Raw genomic sequence first — 20384 nt, 5'->3', positions numbered from 1 at the left:
GCAAATCCACTCCCAATTGAAAAACGGCATTATATCTGACGATTTCCGGAAGAAGCTCCATACTGTAATTTATGAGGCCGACAGTAAAGCAGGCAAGTTATTTGACCTGATATTGCTGGCAGTTATTGTTGTGAGTATTATAGCTGTAATGCTGGAGAGTGTTGCGAGCATAAAAATTCGCTACGGTAAAACGCTCGCAATCATAGAATGGATCGTAACCGTAGTTTTTACACTTGAATATATTGCACGTATTGTAGCCGTTAAAAGACCCTGGCATTACATTTTTAGCTTTTATGGCATAATCGACTTACTGGCTACGTTACCAAAATATGTCGGGTTGCTTTTCCCAGGATCAGGATTTTTACTATCCATAAGGGCGGTGCGACTTTTACGTGTTTTCAGGATATTGAAACTGGCACATTTTGTAGGCGCATCAAACCAATTGGTTAGCGCTATAAAAACCAGCAGGGCTAAAATTGCGGTATTCCTGTTTAGTGTACTCGTACTGTGCATCATTATTGGTACCTTAATGTACATGATAGAAGGCCCCGAACATGGTTTTACCAGCATTCCCATTAGTGTTTACTGGACTGTCGTAACACTTACCACCGTTGGTTTTGGCGACATCACCCCTACTACTCCTTTTGGTCAGTTTATATCTGCTTTGGTTATGATCCTGGGTTACGGAATTATAGCCGTGCCGACCGGACTGGTTACAGCAGAATTAATGCGTGAGAAAAAAGTAAACCTTAATACTCAGGTATGCCCTAATTGCAGTGCCGACAAACACCGCGACGATGCACATTTTTGCTACAACTGCGGTCATCACCTAAATGAACAATGAATACTTCTCTACACACAAAATACCTTATAACTGTTGTTGGCCCAACTGCGATTGGCAAAACCGCTATGGCCATAGAAATTGCTAAGCATTTTAAATGCGAAATCATTTCAGCCGATAGCAGGCAGTTTTTTAAACAAATGGCTATTGGTACAGCTGTACCCTCAAATGAAGAACTGGAAGCTGCTAAACACCATTTTATCCAAAACATAAGCATCTTTGACGAATACAATGTTGGTGATTTTGAGCGCGATGCCTTAAATAAGCTTGATAAACTTTATCAGACTAACGATTTTGCGGTTATGGTTGGAGGATCAGGATTGTATATCGATGCTGTATTAAAAGGGTTTGACGATTTTCCTGATGTTGATCCTTCTGTCAGGGAGGAAATTGTTGCGAATTATGAGCAACAGGGCATTGAATACCTGCAACAGGAATTGCAAAAGCTCGATCCTGTACATTACGAAAACGTAGCAAAAGAGAATCCGCAGCGCCTAATGCGTGCCCTTGAAGTTTGTATCGGCAGCGGAAAGCCATACTCATCCTTCCTTAATATCAAGAAAAACAGCCGTAGCTTTACTCCTATTGTTATAGGGCTTGAAGCCGACAGGGAATTGATGTATAACCGGATTAACCAAAGAGTTGATATAATGGTTGAAGCCGGACTGCTAGATGAAGCGAAAAATTTATATCCTCACAAAAAACTAAATGCCCTGCAAACTGTTGGGTACCGTGAATTGTTCAGTCACTTTGATGAAGAATTTACCCTTGGCTTTGCCCTTGAGGAAATAAAGAAGAATACCCGCCGTTTTGCTAAAAGGCAAATGACCTGGTTTAAGCGTAACGAAGCTGCTAAATGGTTTGACTTTACTACGCCCGCCGGTGAAATTATTAATTACATAGAAACACAAACACATGCCAATATCTGATCAGTTTACGTCGGTTTACTCACACGATTGGGAAATTAATTTCCTGCAATGCACACCCAACGGATTGCTTAAGCATACAGAGTTATGTAACCTGCTGCAACTTACAGCCGGATACCATGCCGAACATGGAGGACTAAGCTTTACAGATATGCAGGAATTTAACCAGGCCTGGGTTTTAAGCCGCATGCGTGTAGAAATTGAAGAGTTACCTAAATGGCGGGATATAGTAACTGTAAAGACCTGGATATACGATTTACAGGGATCACGTTCTATACGTGCGCTGGAAATGTATATTGGCGATAAAAAAATTGTAGGGTCTGTTACGTATTGGGCTGTTTTTAATACAAAGCTTAGAAAAGCAGAGGCTCTTGCGCTGCCGCACGAGCACTTTGAAAAATACCCTGACAGGGAAGCTACTGTTGAATCGTTTAAAAAAGTAAACCTGCAACGCGAAAGCTTTTTGATAGCCGAGAAAAAAGTAGTACTGTCTGACCTTGACATTGTATTTCACGCCAACAACGTAAAATACCTTGAATGGTGCCTTGACAGCATAGACTACAAGCCGATATTAAGGCAGCAGCTAAAAAGTTTCGACATGAACTATATGCGCGAACTTATGATGAACGATACTATACAAATACATACAGCAACAGAGGATAAACAAACGTTCTTTTCTGTTAGCAAAGATGACAAGCCAAGTTTTGCATTGGAACTGAACTGGAAATAACAAAAAATAAAAAAGCCCTTTCGGGCTTTTTTATTACTTCTCTTCAGTAACCTTGTTTTTAATAACAAGTCTGAATCCTTCACCGTGAATGTTTAGTATTTCTACATCTTCATCCTGTTTAAGGTATTTTCTAAGTTTAGCTATGTACACGTCCATACTTCTTGATGTAAAGTAGTTGTCGTCTCTCCATATTTTGGTAAGCGCAAGTTCTCTCGGCATCAGGTCGTTTTCATGCAATGCAAGCATTTTAAGCAACTCATTTTCTTTTGGCGATAGTTTTATCGGCTCATCTTTATCAAACGTAAGAAAACGAAGTTTTGAGTTCAGGTGGAATTTACCAATCTGGAATTCAAATTTCGAATTGTCTGTTTTAGTTTCAGATGCTTTTCTCTGGATGATAGCTTTAATTTTCATTAAAAGCACCTCAGAGTCAAAAGGTTTGTTAAGGTAGTCATCTGCACCAACTTTATAACCTTTCAATACATCTTCTTTCATAGATTTTGCAGTAAGGAAAATAATAGGCACTTCTTTATTTTTCTCCCTGATCTCTCTTGCAAGTGTATATCCGTCTTTGTAAGGCATCATTACGTCAAGAATACAAAGATCAAAATTGTCTTTCTTGAATTTCTCAAAGCCTTCCATTCCGTTTTTAGCTAATGTAACATCAAAATCGTTGATTAACAAGTAGTCTTTAAGTACCGCTCCAAAGTTCGGATCGTCTTCAACTAACAGAATCTTTTTGTTTGCTTCTTCCATATTTTTTTTAATTTATTAATGGCATTTTTATTATAAAGGTGCTCCCTTTTCCTTTTTCACTTTCCACGTAAATGTGGCTATTATGGTCGTCTATTATTCTTTTTACGTATGCAAGACCTAAGCCATGCCCTTTTACATTATGCAGGTCTCCGGTATGTTCCCTGTAGAATTTCTCAAAAATCCTTTTCTGCACAACCTTTGACATCCCCAGTCCGTTATCCTTTATTTTAATCAGGATAAAGTCTTTAACATTCTCCGTGTATATATCTATAACGGGTTCATCAGGAGAATATTTGATAGCATTATCTAATATATTAACAAGAACATTCGTAAAATGCACATCGTTCAATAAGGTAGTAGTCCTTTGAGCATCAAAGTGCCTTGTAAGGGTTCCGTGCCTTGCTTCAACAATTAAATGAACATGTTCTATGGCTCCTTCAATAACATCATGAATATCGGCCTGGTCTTTCGTTATATCAAGCTCTTTCTTGTCCAGCCTTGATATCTGCAGCACATTTTCTACCTGTGCATGCATTCGTTTATTTTCATCCCTTATCATTTGCAGGTACCGCTGCACCTTCTCTGCATCTCCAAATATCTTTGGGTTCCTTATCGAATCTAAAGCAAGGTTAATCGTTGCAATAGGAGTCTTGAACTCATGCGTCATATTGTTGATAAAATCCGTCTTAATCTCTGATATCTGCTTTTGCTTGATAAGCTGGTTGATCGCGCTTAAATAAGCAATTATAATGATCAGCGTAAATATTATAGACAATGACGTTATTCCCAATATTTCACTAATAAGAAACGTCTCTTTTTTCGGAAAGCTCATTAATAATGCAAAACGTGTTGCACCATCAGGATCTTCAAAGACCGGAAACTCAAACAGGTTGTTTTCGATGTAAGAGAAATTATCCGACTTAATTTTTGTTGCCAGCTCATCTTTATAAATGGCAAATTCAAAATCGGTATTTACATCATAACTTTTCAGTTCCGATGCAATCATTCCATATACTACATCTTTTGTTACCCATGTTTCTATTGTATTGTATTCTCTGAAATCCTGCAGATACAGGGTATTATTATACAACAGCGTTCTCTTCTCGTAATCTATATTGTTAGCCTGTAATTTTGCAGACTTCTTTTCTTTTTTACTATCAGCATTGGTATCGGCGTAATTTTCGGAGTAATCCCCTCCTGTAACATTATCGGCATAAATAATATTTCCCTGCCTTTTCCTGTTATTGCGCTCGTATACCTTTTTAAGCTCTTTTCTTGAAGGTTCATGACCGTACGTTTTTGTAAAGTTATCGTATACGTCTAAGAACTTACGTAGTTCCTGATCTTCCAGTCTGTAAACAACCCTGTCAGAAATATGCCCTACCCTGTATTGAAATTGCTGGTCGCTGCTTTTGAAAGATATATTAACCCAATAAAGTTGTACCAGTATGATCCCGATAAGGGACAAGCTCATAAAAAATACCAGTAAACGAAATCTAGTTTTATTCATCCTTACAAAATTAACATTTTAACATTTATAGCTAAAAAATATTAACCAAACATTAACAGCACCCCCTAATTTTCAATTTTATTTAGAATTTTAAGAATTTCAACCGCTTGTTCTTTAGCCTCTTCAAGTTTAATGTTAGTTATTATATAATTACTCAGGGCAGCCTTTTTTTCATCACTCCATTGATTATTCATCCTCTCAAGCACCTTTTCCCTTGTTACCTTGTCACGTTGCATTACTCTTTGCATCCTAATTTCGACAGGCGCAGTTACCAGTATTACACTATCGCAGTCTTTATAACTCCCGCTTTCAAAAAGTATGGCGGCTTCGCGCATTATAAATTTCTCGTTTTCATACTGCTTTTTCCATGCTGTAAAATGTTTTGCAACCTTCGGATGAATAATGCCATTAAGCACTTTCAACTTATCCGGATTGCTAAATACTACAGCAGCCAGCTTTGCCCTATCCGGCAGGCCATCTGTAAACACATCCTCTGTAAAAACTTTCCTTACTTCTTCAACTGCCTCAGGCGTATACAGAATAGCTTTTGCCTCGTCATCAGCGATATAAAGCGGTATACCTAACGATTTAAAATAGTTTGCAATGGTAGTTTTGCCACTGCCGATACCCCCTGTAAGCCCTATGATTTTTGCCATTACTTAAAAAATAATTCCGGAAATGCTGCCTTTGGTTCTTTCCTCAAAATTTGTACCAGTACAAACGACTTTAAATAGCCAATGCCATATCCGTAAAACTGGATAAATGTTGCAATAATCGATAGTACTCCAATCTTTAAGCTTTTATTTTGAACAGACGATACAACAAAGAGTAAAACTATGTACAAAATATATAGATACATCGGGAATTGTACATTAATTAACAATAAAATTATTGATACTACTATTCCTATCATAAAGAGAGACGGAAATAAAAAGGTTATTTTCTTATATTCCGGATGCCATGCGTCGAGAATTGGCCTTGCCTTTCCAAACTTATTCACCTGACGGTGAAACTTTTCCCAGTCAATTCTACGTTTGTGATATACAAATGAGGTAGCAAATAAACGTGTTTCAAAACCCATTTTCCAAAGACGGATAGAAAGGTCGGGGTCTTCCCCAGGATGTATATGCCCAAAGCCTCCGGAAGCTTCAAATGCCTTTTTAGACAAGCCCATATTAAAACTCCTTGGTTGAAATTTTTCAATTTTTTCCGATTTACCCCTAATTCCACCCGTAGTGAGGAAAGAAGTCATCGAAAAATTGATTGCCTTTTGCACATCACTAAAGCTGTCGAGAGCAGCATCCGGCCCGCCAAAACAGTCAACATAATACGACTTTAAGTTTTCTGATACGCTTTGCATATACCCAAGCGGAATGATACAGTCTGAATCCAAAATTATAAAGTAATCGCCTTTTGCTATACGCATGCCGTAATTTCTCGAATCGCCCGGTCCGCTATTTGGCTTAAAATAATACGAAATATGTAATTTGCTGCTGTATGCATCTACCACATCCTTGCATGGTATAGAAGACCCGTCTTCAATAATTACAATTTCATAATCTTCTTTAAAAGTCTGAACTGTCAGGCTTTCCAGGAGTTCCTGCACTTCATCCGGCCTGTTGAATACAGGTATTATAAGGGAAAAAAACATTTGTTTTATTTTTTAACAAAGTTACTGTTTATAATAAAAAAAGCCACCAAAAATGGTGGCTTTAATTTTAGTCCGAAAGGTTATTAACGGGCTATATACAACTATTGCTTTTTAATGACTTTAATTGTTTTTGCCGTGTTGCCTGCGACTACATTTACTATGTAAGCAGCATCTGCAAGACCCGACATATCTATCTTAACCTCATTAGCATTAGTTTTTTTATTTACAACCTGTTGTCCTAACAAATTGTAAACGGTTACCGAAGTAATCTCAAACGAGTAAGAAATATTCAGTATGTCTGTTACCGGATTTGGATGATATGTGAATGCTTTACTATCAAAATTATCCCTACCAAGAACGATATCTACCGTTACTGCTAATATTGCAGCACTTGTACATTCGCCTACCGTTTGTGTTGCATAGTAAGTGACGCCTTCTTCAAGTAGCGTGCCAGCCGGAAGCGGATCGGTTCCTGATTCAGCATCTTCCTGAGAAGCATACCATGTTACTGTACTACCTAAAATCTGAATAATCTCAATATCCTCAATTGTTGCAGTATCAGCTGTAGCAGCGTTTATAGTCTGCGTAGTATTTCCGCCGGGAGCCGGAACAGATGTTATAATAACCTGAAATGAATTTTCATCATCACAAACGATACTATTACCTTCAGAAGTATATACGTAGAATGTTGTAGTCTCGCTAACCACAGTACCTGCAGCAACTTCAGTTCCTTCACCATTTGGTTGTGTAAAATAGCCTCCGTTTTCCAGCTCAGGAAGAACGTACTCATTACAGCTGGCTACGTCTGCTGGAGCATCTGCAACAACATTATATATAAATACAAGTACTCCTAATCTTGAAACACCCTCACAATCATTTATTGTTTGGGAAGCATAATAGGTAGTTCCGCTTACAAGAGCTGTATCCGGTGCCAGAACAGTTGTTGCTGTAGCATCACTATACCATTTTACGCCTGTACCTGTAGCAGTAAGCTGTGCAAGTGTAGCAGAAGCACAAAATTCCTGTTCTTCATCGCCTGTTGGAGCTGTAACAGTATTAAACACTACACTTTTAGGAGTTCTGGTAACACTTTCGCATCCGTTGATAGTTTGTGAAGCATAATAGGTAGTTCCGTTAATAAGGGCTGCATCTTCTGCAAGCGCAGTTCCCCCTGTTTCAGTTGTATACCATTGAACTTGCGTCCCCGTAACAACCAAGTCGGCTATAGTACCTTCATTACAAAATATTTGAGACGGAGCATCCACTGTCGGAGCGCTGTTTAACGTTATGCTAACTGTAAGCGCTGTCCTTGTTAAACTTTCACATGTATCTAAAGTTTGTGACGCGTAGTAGATAGTGCCATCTACCAGAACTATATCTTCAGCCAGAGCAGTTCCGCCTGTAGCGGCAGCATACCATTTAATACCAGTACCTTCAGCTTCCAAATCAGCAACCGTACCCGAAGTACATATGGCCTGTGTTGGAGCTGTTACGACAGGCGCGGAAGCCACAACGATATTCGCAGTTAAAGCAACCCTCTCTGAACTTTCACACCCTTCTACCGTTTGTGTGCCGTAATAAACCGCACCGTTGGTAAGCAATGTTGATGGCGATAAAGAAAAGCCTCCAGTTGCTTCCGTATACCATTTAATACCTATACCTGTAGCAACGAGATTAGCAACCGTAGCAGCGTCACAAACCGTTTGTACAGGAGCCTGTACCGTTGGTGCAGCTGTACTAGTTGGTGAAACCGTAGCGGTAGCAGTGCTTATACATCCGGCAGGATTAGTAGCAGTAATAGTATATTCTGTTTCTACTATAGGCTTAGCATATACTTTTGCAGCTGCTGTACCTGCCACATACGGTGTTGTAGCCGCAGCATCTGTATACAACCCTGTAGCAGGAGACCATGTGTAACCATAACTTTTCTGACCTGATATAGTTACATTATCTATAGCCCATTGATAAGTATATGGTGCTACATATCTAAATCGGACATAAACAACAGGCTCGTTCATTAAATTTGCAGGTACAATAGCAGTTCCTAAAGCAAATGACGTAAAACTACCTGTCGATCCCGTAAAGGCGTTGGATTCTACCCAATCTGTCCCGTTAGACGAGAATTCAACAGATCCGACACTTTCGCTAGATGGATCATAAAAAACATGATAAAATGAAACCGTTACCGCTTGATAATTAACGGTGCTGAATGCCGGCGAAGTTAAGATTGTTTCTGTATCACCACCATCTTGTTTATCACTATTAGATATATAAAATTGAGAATTATCATTACTACGGAAAACATTACCTGAATAAACATGCCCGTTTGGCTGTAATGTCCATGCAGCATTTGCAGGTGTACCGCCTATAGAATTATTTACGGTTGTCCAGTTATTAGTAGCAGCGTTAAAGTTCTCTGTAAGCAGAACAGTTGTATTTGTTCCTCCAAAAGGAGTCAATCCTACAGAAGCTGAAACTGAACCTGAACAGTAACTTGCATCTGCTAACGTTATTGCTGTAGGTAAGTCGCTTACGTTAACAACGACTGACACCGGGACAGCATTACAAGTAGCTGAAGACGCCTGAAAAGTATATGTCGTAGTTACGGAAGGGTTAAATATCCATCCTGCATCAGCCGATCCGCTTACACCTGTATTTGGTGTCCATACGAAATCAGTATAATCAGCAGCACCTGTTGTGACTGTAACAGGTGCTGTAGACTCGCCTACACAAATAGTTACAGGATCTGCACTAAGCGTAAATGCAGGTGGAGTGTTTACAACAGCAGCGACAGCTACGCGTGGTGAAAGACATACACCGGTTGCATTAAATATAAATTTCGGCCTTGAAGAAAGCGATGCCAGACTAGTTGATGTGTTTCCACATACAACTGAAGCAGCTGTATTATCAGCCACGTGAGCTTTTACCGTTGATACAAAGCTTGTAGGATCCATCTTAATTGTCCTGCTCATGGTAGATTCTGATGAAGGATTACCATGACAAAACTCTACTACAATATTTGATGTTCCGTCCCATGTAAACGGTGTCGAAAAAGTAAATGTATTTACGCCAACCGTAGGCATATACGACGCACTGGCGTACGCATTCGCGAAACCTGTATTATCTGTAAATTCAGTCATTGAAGTCGCTGTACTTGCACCTATCTTAATTGATAGATCTATCATAGGCAGCGTACCTGCCGATGTTATATCAAGAGCAATTGAATTGATAGGTCCGGCTGTAATACCCGCTGCAATCAACTCCTGTGCAGATATTAGGTGCTGTGTATGCATATTACTCCAGTTAGAATAAAAAGGATTTCCATTTGTATTAGATGTAGCTAAACCTTCACCTACAGCGAAATTCTTCCCTGTAACCGGAGAAGTACTACTCACATAAAAATTAGTTGTCTCCTGTATAATGGGCGTTGTAAGTGTAGTACCTGTACCTAGAAAATCCCCGCCGGTTTGAGCTGTAAACCAATAAAGAGCTCCCGGCGAATTCGCCGATAAATCTACTGTACCTGCGCCACATCTTTCGCCCGGAGTTGTTCCTGCAAGATCTTGATAATCGCAGAAAGTTTCAAATGTTCCTACCACAGACCAGTCACTAAAATCAGTATTACATACTGTTCTCACAAAAACATAATATGTCGTAGCATTTGCCAGGGCAGTAATACTAGCACTGGTAATAGTTCCTGTAACTGGAGTACCTACACCTGTAGGCAAAGTATCAGTTGTAGAAACTATATATTCATATCCTGTAGGTGTCCCTGTAGCAGGTTCTGTCCAGTTTATAGTTGCTGAATTTTTAGTAACATTTGTTGCAGCAGTAACTGAAGGGGTATCACACTGAGGCGTTACATCTATAAATACGTTTGCTATATGGAAATCATAGTTATTATCATTGTCAACAGTACCGTCTGTCGCAACAAATGCAATTTGCACTGTTTGGCCCGCGTAGGTTTCAGGAATGGCGACTGTAAAATCCTGTAATACATTTGTAAGTGTTGTCGTGTTTGCTGCACTAAATATATGCAGGGGCGTCCAGGTTCTCCCACATCCATCTGTAGAAATCATTACATAAACCTTATCATCAGTACCATCCATTTTAGTTGCATGCGCACCAGATCCGTTAGCCGCTGTAATGGCCGCTTTAAACTTTATTCCCGATGCAGCCGTTATATTTATCTTAGGACTAATAATCCATTCGTTCTTATTGCTGGCAAAGAGGTTTATCTTGGCAGAAACTGTATTAGCAAAAGCAACGCTGCCAGTCCATGCAGAATTTAAAGTAACTGGGGCTGCAAGTACGGGAGTACTTCCATTAGGTGTAGATACAGCCGACTCATACCATCCCGGTACTGCTGTACCTAAATTTGTACCTGTAAATCCTGTAAAATTATTTGCTACGGGTAGTGGAGCGGTTACTATACTAGCTGTAGATACAGTAATAGCATTTGTAGTACCCGCAGGTGCGTACAGATTATTGTACGGACTTGTACTACCACAACGAAAATATTCATATACTTTAACATTGTAAGCGGTACCACAGGTTAAACCTGTAATGGTAACACTACTTCCTGTTCCGTCATATACAATTTGCTGACCTGAACCGGCATAAACATTGTTTACTTCAAAAGCAGGTCCACTTTCAGCCGGATCTGTAATTGAATTTGGACTTATTATAACTACCCTTCTATTTCCGTTGCCATTAGTCCATGAAGTACTAAAACCGTAATTAAATATATTGGATGAAGTAAGTGCCGATGCGGCCGTAGTTGGAGCTAATTGGGTACTTACTACTGTAGGAGTTGAAAATACTTCTGTATTTCCACATGTCATTTTTAATCTATATTGTATCGCCGTACCGTTAAACACAGGTGGCACGTAAGATAGGCTGTTAGCCCCTGCACCCCCAACAGCATTTACCCATGTTGCAGGTGTTGTTATTGCTGATTGTTGCCATTGGTATGCAATTCCCGAATAAATATAAGCATTACCCGAAACGCTGATTGCCGCAGGAGCATTTCCTAAACATGCCGACAATGCTTCCGGGCTGGCAGCACCACCTGATAAAATCGGAGGACAACCTGTGGGCGGAGTAAATGTGTATGTTAATCCACTTGTAAAACCTGTTGCATCTGTTAATGTCGCAACACTTCCATTGGTTACCGTAGTATTTACAACGGTTGGCGTATTCCATGAACCACCTGCAGCTACCGTAAGTGCAATAGCATTACCGGCGTTGTTACTCGTTTTTATACCGATCTGCGGATAATCAGAAGTCTCTGCACTAAAAGGAGGCGTGCCATCATACACAAATTTAATTTCTTTTGTTACTGTGTTTAATCTCACCTGAAAGCTAAATGATTCTGATGTATCATATCGCCTAAAATTAAGCCATTGTACAACTATTTCGTTACCTACCTGCTCAAACCTGATCTCAGCAAGCCCGCTTGCACCGGCAGTAAGATCGACAGAGAAAGGCGCAAAAAAAACATTCCCACCAGTGTTAGAACTTAAAACCCTGTAATTTCCCGCTGATGCCAAAGTAGTACCAAGGCCTAACTGACCATTACTGGTTACTGAAAAATTTGTATAGCTTACACCGCCAAATTCAAAGGGGGTAGGAAATGTTAAAAGTGTCGATCTGAAATCATCAATTACAGGGGTATAGTCTGTCGCAGAAGTTACAAGTGTTCCTCCTGTAATAGGAACAAAAGTTCCGGCAGATTGCGCAAAGGTATAGAGCGAAGCCTGTGCGAAACTTCCGGTGACGAAAAATAACATCATAGTAATTAGTAAAGTAATTTTTTTCATATATCCTTAATAATTTAAAAGTTAATAAAAATATAAAATTTAAAATAAGTGCTATAAAACACCCTTTTAAATAGTACCATTTTTATATAGAATTTTGATTTGTTATATCTTTTCAGCTTCTATCGAACAAAAACTTTTATTTTGTGAAGCCAATTTAGAGAATAAATAATTTTTTAATAAAATCCCGTTTTAAGGTATTATTAAAAATCTAACAACAAAAAGCCCCTTGTAGGGGCTTTTTGTTAATGTTATAAAACTATAAATTATGATGATTACTCTTTTATACTTTCAATGTTAACCATTTCGTTACTCTCTGCCTTATAGTCTACGCCAGGGTAATCAAATCCAAATAAATTATAAAAATCTTTTCTGTATCCTTCAAGATCTCCAATTTCAGAAAGGTTATCCGTATCTGCATCTTTCCATAGTTCAGCTACCTTAGCCTGAACATCCTCGCGCATTTCCCAGTCATCAATTCTTATCCTTCCTTTTTCATCTAAAGGCACTTCATTTCCACTATATAGCCTATCTGCGTACAGACGCTGAATCTGTTCGATAGTACCTTCATGGATATTCATTTCTTTCATTATTTTATACAATAATGATATGTAAAGAGGAATGACCGGTATAGCAGAACTTGCCTGAGTAACTAATGCTTTGTTTACAGAAACATAAGCTTTACCATTAATATCTTTTAACTTGTCTGAAATTTCAAAAGCAGTAGCCTCCAAATGATCTTTAGCACGGCCAATAGTACCTTTTCTGTAAACAGCCTCAGTTAATGATGGGCCTATATAAGAGTAAGCAACTGTAAGTGCCCCTTCTGCAAGTACTCCTGCATCTTTTAAAGCATCAATCCACATTGCCCAGTCTTCACCGCCCATCACGGTAACAGTGTTTTCAATATCTTCTTCTACAGCCGGAGCAATAGATACCTCAGATACTTTTCCTGTATGGAAATCTACTGTTTTGTTAGAAAATGTCTGACCTATTGGTTTTAGTGTAGAACGGTGCAGCACACCGGTTTCAGGATGCATACGCACCGGAGAAGCAAGGCTGTATATAATTAAGTCAATCTGACCAAGATCTTCTTTGATAAGGTTTATTACCTGTTCTTTAACTTCTTTAGAAAAAGCATCTCCATTAACGCTTTTTGCATAAAGTCCTGCTGCATGAGCTTCTTTTTCAAAAGCCGCAGAATTATACCATCCCGGAGAAGCTGTTTTACCTTCCGTAGGCGGTTTTTCAAAAAACACCCCAATTGTAGAAGCATTGCTTCCAAAAGCGCTTGTTATTCTTGATGAAAGTCCAAATCCGGTAGAAGCACCAATAACCAGTACTTTTTTTGCACCGTTAATAGCTCCTTTAGATGTAACGTACTCTATTTGTTGCTTTACATTTTGCGCTGCTCCGTCCGGGTGGGCTGTCAGGCAAATGAATCCTCTCATTCTTGGTTCTATAATCATAATCAAATAATGGAATTACTGTATAAGTGTGTTTGTTTTATTTAGCGGCAAATATACTATTTTTTAATTGAGAAGCGCCTCCGCATGCTTAAGTGCAGACTCTGAGATGTCTTTGCCTGAAAGCATCTCGGCAACTTCCCTAACTCTTTCTTCGTGAGAAAGTTTCCTAAGTTCAGAAACCGTAGTTTCACCCTGGGTAAATTTAAGTACTTTATAATGCTGGTCGCCTTTGGCTGCTATTTGTGGTAAGTGGGTAATAGCCCAAACCTGCATACCACGGCTCATTACTTTCATTATATCACCCATTTTGTGGGCTATCTCTCCGGAAACCCCAGTGTCAATTTCGTCAAATATAATTGTAGGTAGTTTAGAATATTCTGCTAATACTGCTTTTACAGCCAGCATAATACGCGACATCTCCCCTCCTGAAGCTACTTTTTTAAGCAACCCAAAGTCGGTACCCTTATTAGCAGAGAATAACAGGCTCATATCGTCTTTACCATTATTATGATAGCTGTCGCTAAGCGTAATTTCAAATTTAAACCTGGCATTAGGCATACCTAACTGCGCCAGTATTATCGTGATCTTTTCAGTAAGAACAGGTATTGCTTTGGCTCTTTTATCATGAATTTTTAATGCCGTTGCATCAATCTCATTTTTAGCCTTTTCGGCGTCAGCAGTTAATTTTTCTATAGTACCGTCAAGCTCATCGGCCATTAAAACTTTATTGTCTAAAGCTTCCTGAATAGCGATAAGCTCTTCTACAGTGCTAACTTGGTGTTTTTTCTGAAGCGTATAAATAAGCTGTAATTTCTGGTTGATCAGCTCCAGTCTTTCAGGATCGTTGCTAAGCTTGTCAAAGGTTGCCGAAAGTTCATCAGTAACATCATCAAACTCTATAAGCAGGCTTGACACCCTTTCAGAGAAACCTGCATATTCAGCAGAAATTCCGCTTATTTTTTGCAGAGAGGCTTTAATTTCCTTCAGATTCTGAATTACACCAATCTGCTCTTCGTTAGCAACAGCTAATGCTTTGCCGATAGACTCCTTTATAAATTCAACATTGCTAAGTTTCTCAAGTTCCCCTTCCAATTCTTCCTGCTCGCCGGCTACCAAATTGGCCGATAGCAATTCCTGTAAAAGAAAAGCATTGTAATCCTGCTCTTTGGCAAGAGTATCTTTCTGTTCCTGTATTTTTTTTAGCTGTGATACAATGCCTTTGTAACCCGATAGCTGCTTCTTATAATTCACAACTTCTTGCCTGTTTCCGGCTACAGCGTCAAGTATTTGTATCTGGTATTGCTCATCAGAAAGTTCGCGGGTTTGCTGCTGCGAATGAATATCTATAAGATAAGTGCCCAGCTGCTGAAGTTCCTGTAAATTCACTGGGCTGTCGTTTACAAAAGCACGCGATTTACCCGAAGGCAAGATTTCCCTCCTGATAATAGTTACATCTTCATAGTCCAGGTCATTTTCAGCAAAAAAATCCTGGAGGTGATAATCGGCAATATTAAAATGTGCTTCAACAACACATTTCTGCTCCTTATCTTTAAGCGACGTAAGATCGGCACGATTACCAACTACTAATCCAAGCGCACCCAGTAAAATAGATTTACCGGCACCTGTTTCTCCCGTTATGGTAGATAGCCTGTCTGAAAAATCGATATGTAAGTGCTCTATAAGAGCAAAGTTTTTTATGTGTAGTGTTTGTAGCATAAGTTACCTAATACAATACAAATATACTATTTAGCAGGAAATAATAAGGTTAAGGAAATTTTTAAAAAGACCTAAAAGGCAAATTAAATAGTATTAAACCTCTTTAAAATAAAAAACCTGTAGCACATAGCACTACAGGTTAAAGATATTGTATAAAAGTTTTATTTAATTCTATTCCATTTTGCGGAGTTAAGCGGAGAAACCCTGTTAAGCATCTCTAAAAGCTCTGCCGTATTTACAGTCGGGCCACCCGAAAACATAGCTACAATTTCATCTGACTTTGCGTCAAAAAATATCCTAGTCAAAAAAGCATTAGGACGCACGCTCTGCACCTTGGATAACGTTTTTAATGAAGCCATTACTTTCTCTTTACCCACTTTCTGATCCTGAGACATAGCATCAAGCCCTATCAGGTGATATTCATACAAGGCATCCCTAAATGGCGTATAGGTATTTGAAAGCAAATCTGTAATAAGAAAATACCTGTTCTGGTTACCGTCCTGCTGGCTCCATCCTTTGTAACCACTACTTGCACCAAGGCTTGCGACATTTTGTGCATTTTGGTAATACTCTGTACCGCTTAATTTCTCAAAAGAGTCGGCATCCATACCAATAATAATATTGGCGTAATACGCTACTGTGGCAACAAGGTTAGAATCAAAACTATTAGGGTTATAATACAGGTTTTCACCCTCATTATACCTAAAGTTAAAATCTTTATCGTTAAAGTTAAATACAGGCGATGCATAAGTAGAGCCATAAACCGGCCTTGATGACTGTACCTGAAATGTAGCCGTAAATGAGTTATTACTATAAGCAGAAACATTAATAAACATTGAACAGTCTATTTTTTCATTCCTCTCAAAATTCCTTGTGCTCCAGCGGGTATTGTTTACAAAATCACTTAAAGACCTTTCAAGTGTTTTAAATATCTGCGGATTAGCGTCGGTAATACGCTCAAAACTAATTTTTACATTACAATTAAGTTCCTGCCCACTTGCAGAAAAGGTAATCATTACCAGCAACAGCCCTAACCATTTATACATTGTAACGGGATTTTATTTTGTTTATAATATCTTGTGCAACTTCTTCTTTTGTTTTAAGTTCCAACGGTTCAAGGTTAAAATCTTTATCAATAAAAGTAACCTTGTTTGTAGGCTTGCCAAAACCGGCACCTTCATCATTCAGCGAGTTTAAAACAATCAAATCTAAGTTTTTTTTCTTTATTTTCAGCTTCGCGTTCTCAATTTCATTTTCTGTCTCCAGGGCAAATCCAACAAGAAACTGGTCCTTCTTAATCGCTCCCAGAGAAGATAGTATATCTTTTGTTTTTTCAAGCTCTAAAGAAAGTGTACTCTCATTTTTTTTAATCTTTTGCGTCGCCACATCTTTAGGCCTGTAATCTGCAACAGCAGCAGCGGCAACAGCAGCATCTACATCCCCAAAATACTCATGGCATGCATGGTACATTTCTTCCGAGGAAGTTACGCTTACCACTTTTACTAACGGATGATTCAGCTTTAAATGCGTCGGACCACTTACTAAAATTACTTCAGCGCCTTCATCAGCGGCTGCTTTGGCAATATCAAAGCCCATTTTACCTGACGAATGGTTTCCTATAAAACGCACAGGGTCTATAGGTTCGTATGTGGGTCCGGCTGTAACTAGTATTTTTTTTCCACGAAGGGGTAATTTACTTTCTAAATCAGCCTCAATAAATGCTATGATATTTTCCGGTTCCGCCATCCTTCCCTCACCGGAAAGTCCACTGGCAAGCTCACCGCTCTCGGCAGGAATAATTGTATTCCCGTAAGACTGTAAGGCTTTAAAACTGGATAAAGTAGATGGGTGCTTGTACATATCGAGATCCATCGCCGGAGCAAAATAAACCGGACATTTGGCTGATAGATAAGCTGCAAGTAAAAGATTGTCTGAATTGCCCGAAACCATTTTAGATAACGTATTAGCCGTGGCCGGTGCAATTACAAAAAGATCTGCCCAAAGGGCTAAGTCTACGTGGTTGTTCCAAACCGCATTTTCATCTTCATCATTAAAGAAAGAAGAATGAACCGGGTTCTTAGAAAGCGTAGATAAAGTAAGAGGAGTAACAAAATCTTTAGAAGCAGGTGTCATTATAACCTGTACATGTGCACCTGCTTTAATAAAAAGTCTAACCAGCGAAGCTGTTTTGTATGCGGCTATCCCCCCGGAAACGCCGAGTAAAATTTTCTTACCGCTTAAAACAGACATCCCTAGTAATTATTTATTTTCTTTTCTATAAGAAATCTTATCATCTAACCATTCCTGCACTGCTAAAGCGTGAGGCTTAGGTAGTTTCTCATAGAATTTAGAAACTTCAATTTGTTCTTTGTTTTCAAAAATTTCCTCAAGGCTATCGTTATAAGTAGCAAACTCCTCAAGTTTCTCAATCAATTCTTTTTTAATTTCAGTATTGATCTGGTTTGCACGCCTGGCGATAATAGTAATTGCTTCGTATACATTACCTGTTGGCTCTTCTATCACATTCTTGTTGTAGGTAATGGTGTTAACCGGAGCAGTTGTTTTCTTTAAATCCATGACTAGTTTATTTAGAAAATTTTTGTAATTCAGTATCTATCCTCGCAAGCATTTTATCTGCCTGGTCTTTGTATTTAGATTCTGCGTTGAACTTAACCAGCGCATTATAGTTTGTTTTTGCAACATTTAAACGTTCCTGCATTCTTGCCGGTACGCTGTTTATAGCAAGCTTGTAAGAAGAGTCAAATTTATAGAATAAAGCGTCTTCTTTGTATTTTGTACCCGGAAAATCCAGCATAAAGTTATCAAGTGATTTTATAGCTGCATTATGGTCTCCGTTATATTCAGAGATCAGGTTGTATTGCTTTGCAATTTCAAATGCTTTTTTCTCCAGTTTTTCCCTAAGCTCCTTTACAAGCGTATTGGCTTCTGCCATATACTGTGAGTTAGGATAGTTATCAATAAACAACTGAAGTTTATCAAGTGCTTTATATGTATCTACCTGGTCAAGCGAATAACGAGGAGAAAGCATATAGTAACTTTTAGCTCCTAAAAACTGTGCTTCTTCTGATTTTTCACTCCTTGGGTAACCTGCTGTAAAACTATCAAACTGGTAGCCTGCAGTATAGTACTGTTTGTTTTTGAACAATGACTGCGCATACATATAAAACATTTTTTCTGCCTGTGGCTTACCTCTGTATGATGGTGCTATCTGCTCAAAAAGCCTGATAGCTTTGCCATATTTGCCTTTTTCATAAAGCTTTTCAGCAACTTCATATTTAAGTTTAATATCGTCTTTTTTCAGTGCCTGTTGGTATTCACTGCACGATGTAAGCAATAAAGCAATAAAAAGTATATATAAGTATCTTACCATATCTGTTGTTACGCTGCCCGGCAGCCGCTATTTTAAGCAACTGCAAATTTAGTTAATAATTAGAGAATACAAAATCTTTTTTTTACAGCCTCTTTGCCATAAAAAAAGATGCCTTTAAAAGACATCTTCCTTAAAACTTATTTCTGTCGAATTTATTGCACGATATTATGTCCGTTTGCAGTAAAATTCTTCATATCATTATCAAACATATAAAGACCACCTTTATCATCTCCGATAAGGTCTATCTTATCAAGAATCACTTTCGCGGTAGCTTCTTCTTCAATTTGTTCAGAAACATACCATTGCAGGAAATTATGCGTAGCATAATCTTTTCCTGTAAGTGCAATATCTACAAGTTCATTAATACTTGCCGATACTTTTACCTCATGCTCATAAAGCTGGCGGAAAAGTGTCCTGAATGAAGTATAATCAAGCCTTGGTTCATCTAAAGCTGAAATTACAGCCTCACCGCCACGTTGGTTTACATATTTTAAAAGTTTCAGCATATGCTGTCTTTCTTCGTCAGACTGCTTAAACATAAATGCAGCAATACCTTCAAATCCTTTTATTTCTGCCCACGAAGCCATCGCAAGGTAAATCTGAGAAGACTCTGATTCCATCCTGATCTGTTCGTTAAGCGCTTTTTGCATTGTATCCGATAGCATAGTGTACTATTTTAAACGTTATCTATACAAATTAACTGATTTTTTTTACAAAATCACCCAATCTGCCTGATAAATCTTCGTTAACGGTTACTAACGGAAGTCTTACTGTATCTTCACAAAGACCTAAGTGTTTGAATACCGATTTGATACCTGCCGGGTTACCCTGCTCAAATATCATATCAATTGAATCTGCCAGTTTGTAATGAAGCTCGTAAGCTTCGTCTGTCCTTTTAGCAAGACCTAGGCGAACCATTTCTGAAAACTCTTTCGGGAAGCCCTCTCCTATTACAGAGATTACACCCGCACCGCCTGCAAGTATCATTGGAAGCGTAACCATATCATCACCTGATATTACCAAAAATCCTTTAGGCGTACCCTGGATAAGTTTCATAGCCTGAACGATATCTCCTGCTGCTTCTTTAATAGCTACAACATTAGTAAAATCGTTAGCAAGGCGGATAACCGTTGCCGGAAGCATATTGCTTGCCGTACGTCCCGGTACATTATACAGAATTACAGGAACCGGAGAAGCTTCAGATACCGCTTTAAAATGCTGGTAAATTCCTTCCTGGGTTGGTTTATTGTAATATGGCGATACTGATAGTATTGCTGTAAAAGCAGACAAATCGCGTGTTTTAAGCTCTTCTACAACCTCAGCTGTATTGTTGCCTCCAACACCAAGTACTACCGGCAGCTTACCTGCATTTGCCTTTAACACGGTCTTTATAACAAGTTCCTTTTCATCCTTTGTAAGTGTAGCGGCTTCTGCTGTAGTACCTAATACTACAAGATAGTCTATACCGCCGTCTATCTGGTATTTTACAATTCTTTCCAGCGCCTCAACGTCTACCGAAAAGTCTTTTTTAAAGGGGGTAATGAGCGCAACGCCCGTACCTGTTAATGACTGCAT

16 protein-coding genes are annotated in these 20384 nt (G+C 38.8%); 3 read left to right on the top strand and 13 right to left on the bottom strand.

Going from position 1 to position 20384, the window contains the following annotated elements; genetic code table 11:
- The first annotated feature begins 16 nt into the window (after nt 1–16).
- Genes ALW18_16935 through ALW18_16925 form a run of 3 tightly spaced genes read left to right on the top strand, consistent with a single transcriptional unit; the run spans nt 17 to nt 2497 of the window.
- The gene (locus tag ALW18_16935; protein AOE54042.1) at nt 17–844 is read left to right on the top strand and encodes an ion transporter; all 828 of its coding nucleotides are present in this window, start codon (nt 17–19) and stop codon (nt 842–844) included.
- Complete coding sequence (locus tag ALW18_16930) at nt 841–1770, top strand: tRNA delta(2)-isopentenylpyrophosphate transferase (protein AOE54041.1); 930 nt, start codon at nt 841–843, stop codon at nt 1768–1770. Before ALW18_16935 ends, ALW18_16930 begins: the two co-directional genes overlap by 4 nt.
- A complete protein-coding gene (locus tag ALW18_16925) occupies nt 1757–2497 on the top strand; it encodes an acyl-ACP thioesterase (protein ID AOE54040.1) in 741 nt (246 codons plus the stop codon). The genes ALW18_16930 and ALW18_16925 overlap by 14 nt, the downstream gene beginning before the upstream one ends.
- Nucleotides 2498–2530: 33 nt before the next feature.
- Here ALW18_16925 and ALW18_16920 read toward each other — a convergent pair whose 3' ends face one another.
- The 13 genes from ALW18_16920 to ALW18_16860 form a co-directional block, all read right to left on the bottom strand.
- Nucleotides 2531–3253: a transcriptional regulator gene (locus ALW18_16920; GenBank protein ID AOE54039.1), complete on the bottom strand. Its 723-nt coding sequence runs from the start codon at nt 3251–3253 to the stop codon at nt 2531–2533.
- Nucleotides 3254–3260: 7 nt separating this feature from the next.
- The gene (locus tag ALW18_16915) at nt 3261–4763 is read right to left on the bottom strand and encodes a histidine kinase (GenBank protein AOE54038.1); all 1503 of its coding nucleotides are present in this window, start codon (nt 4761–4763) and stop codon (nt 3261–3263) included.
- Nucleotides 4764–4828: 65 nt separating this feature from the next.
- On the bottom strand, nt 4829–5419 hold the full coding sequence (locus ALW18_16910) for a dephospho-CoA kinase (protein ID AOE54037.1): 591 nt from the start codon (nt 5417–5419) through the stop codon (nt 4829–4831).
- Entirely contained in the window at nt 5419–6414 is a 996-nt protein-coding gene (locus tag ALW18_16905; protein ID AOE54036.1) for a glycosyl transferase family 2, read from the bottom strand. The genes ALW18_16910 and ALW18_16905 overlap by 1 nt, the downstream gene beginning before the upstream one ends.
- Nucleotides 6415–6515: 101 nt before the next feature.
- On the bottom strand, nt 6516–12236 hold the full coding sequence (locus ALW18_16900) for a hypothetical protein (protein ID AOE54035.1): 5721 nt from the start codon (nt 12234–12236) through the stop codon (nt 6516–6518).
- A 272-nt stretch (nt 12237–12508) separates the two neighbouring features.
- Nucleotides 12509–13702 carry a trans-2-enoyl-CoA reductase gene (locus ALW18_16895; protein ID AOE54034.1) on the bottom strand — a complete coding sequence of 398 codons (1194 nt, stop codon included), beginning with the start codon at nt 13700–13702 and terminating at the stop codon, nt 12509–12511.
- Between the two features lie 63 nt (nt 13703–13765).
- A complete protein-coding gene (locus tag ALW18_16890) occupies nt 13766–15418 on the bottom strand; it encodes a DNA recombination protein RecN (protein AOE54033.1) in 1653 nt (550 codons plus the stop codon).
- A 161-nt stretch (nt 15419–15579) separates the two neighbouring features.
- Nucleotides 15580–16464 carry a hypothetical protein gene (locus ALW18_16885; protein AOE54032.1) on the bottom strand — a complete coding sequence of 295 codons (885 nt, stop codon included), beginning with the start codon at nt 16462–16464 and terminating at the stop codon, nt 15580–15582.
- Nucleotides 16457–17668, bottom strand: a complete 1212-nt coding sequence (locus tag ALW18_16880; protein AOE54031.1) for a phosphopantothenoylcysteine decarboxylase — start codon at nt 17666–17668, stop codon at nt 16457–16459. The genes ALW18_16885 and ALW18_16880 overlap by 8 nt, the downstream gene beginning before the upstream one ends.
- Before the next feature lie 9 nt (nt 17669–17677).
- Complete coding sequence (locus tag ALW18_16875; protein ID AOE54030.1) at nt 17678–17995, bottom strand: hypothetical protein; 318 nt, start codon at nt 17993–17995, stop codon at nt 17678–17680.
- Between the two features lie 7 nt (nt 17996–18002).
- Entirely contained in the window at nt 18003–18809 is an 807-nt protein-coding gene (locus ALW18_16870; GenBank protein ID AOE54029.1) for a hypothetical protein, read from the bottom strand.
- Nucleotides 18810–18961: 152 nt separating this feature from the next.
- Entirely contained in the window at nt 18962–19474 is a 513-nt protein-coding gene (locus tag ALW18_16865; protein AOE54028.1) for a ferritin, read from the bottom strand.
- Nucleotides 19475–19505: 31 nt separating this feature from the next.
- Nucleotides 19506–20384 (bottom strand): dihydrodipicolinate synthase, encoded by an 879-nt coding sequence (locus ALW18_16860; GenBank protein AOE54027.1) that lies wholly within the window; start codon nt 20382–20384, stop codon nt 19506–19508.

Source organism: Flavobacterium psychrophilum, assembly GCA_001708385.1.
Lineage (GTDB): Bacteria > Bacteroidota > Bacteroidia > Flavobacteriales > Flavobacteriaceae > Flavobacterium > Flavobacterium psychrophilum_A.
The sequence above is the reverse complement of the archived record's forward strand: the minus strand, read 5'-3'. Positions and strand labels throughout refer to the sequence as shown.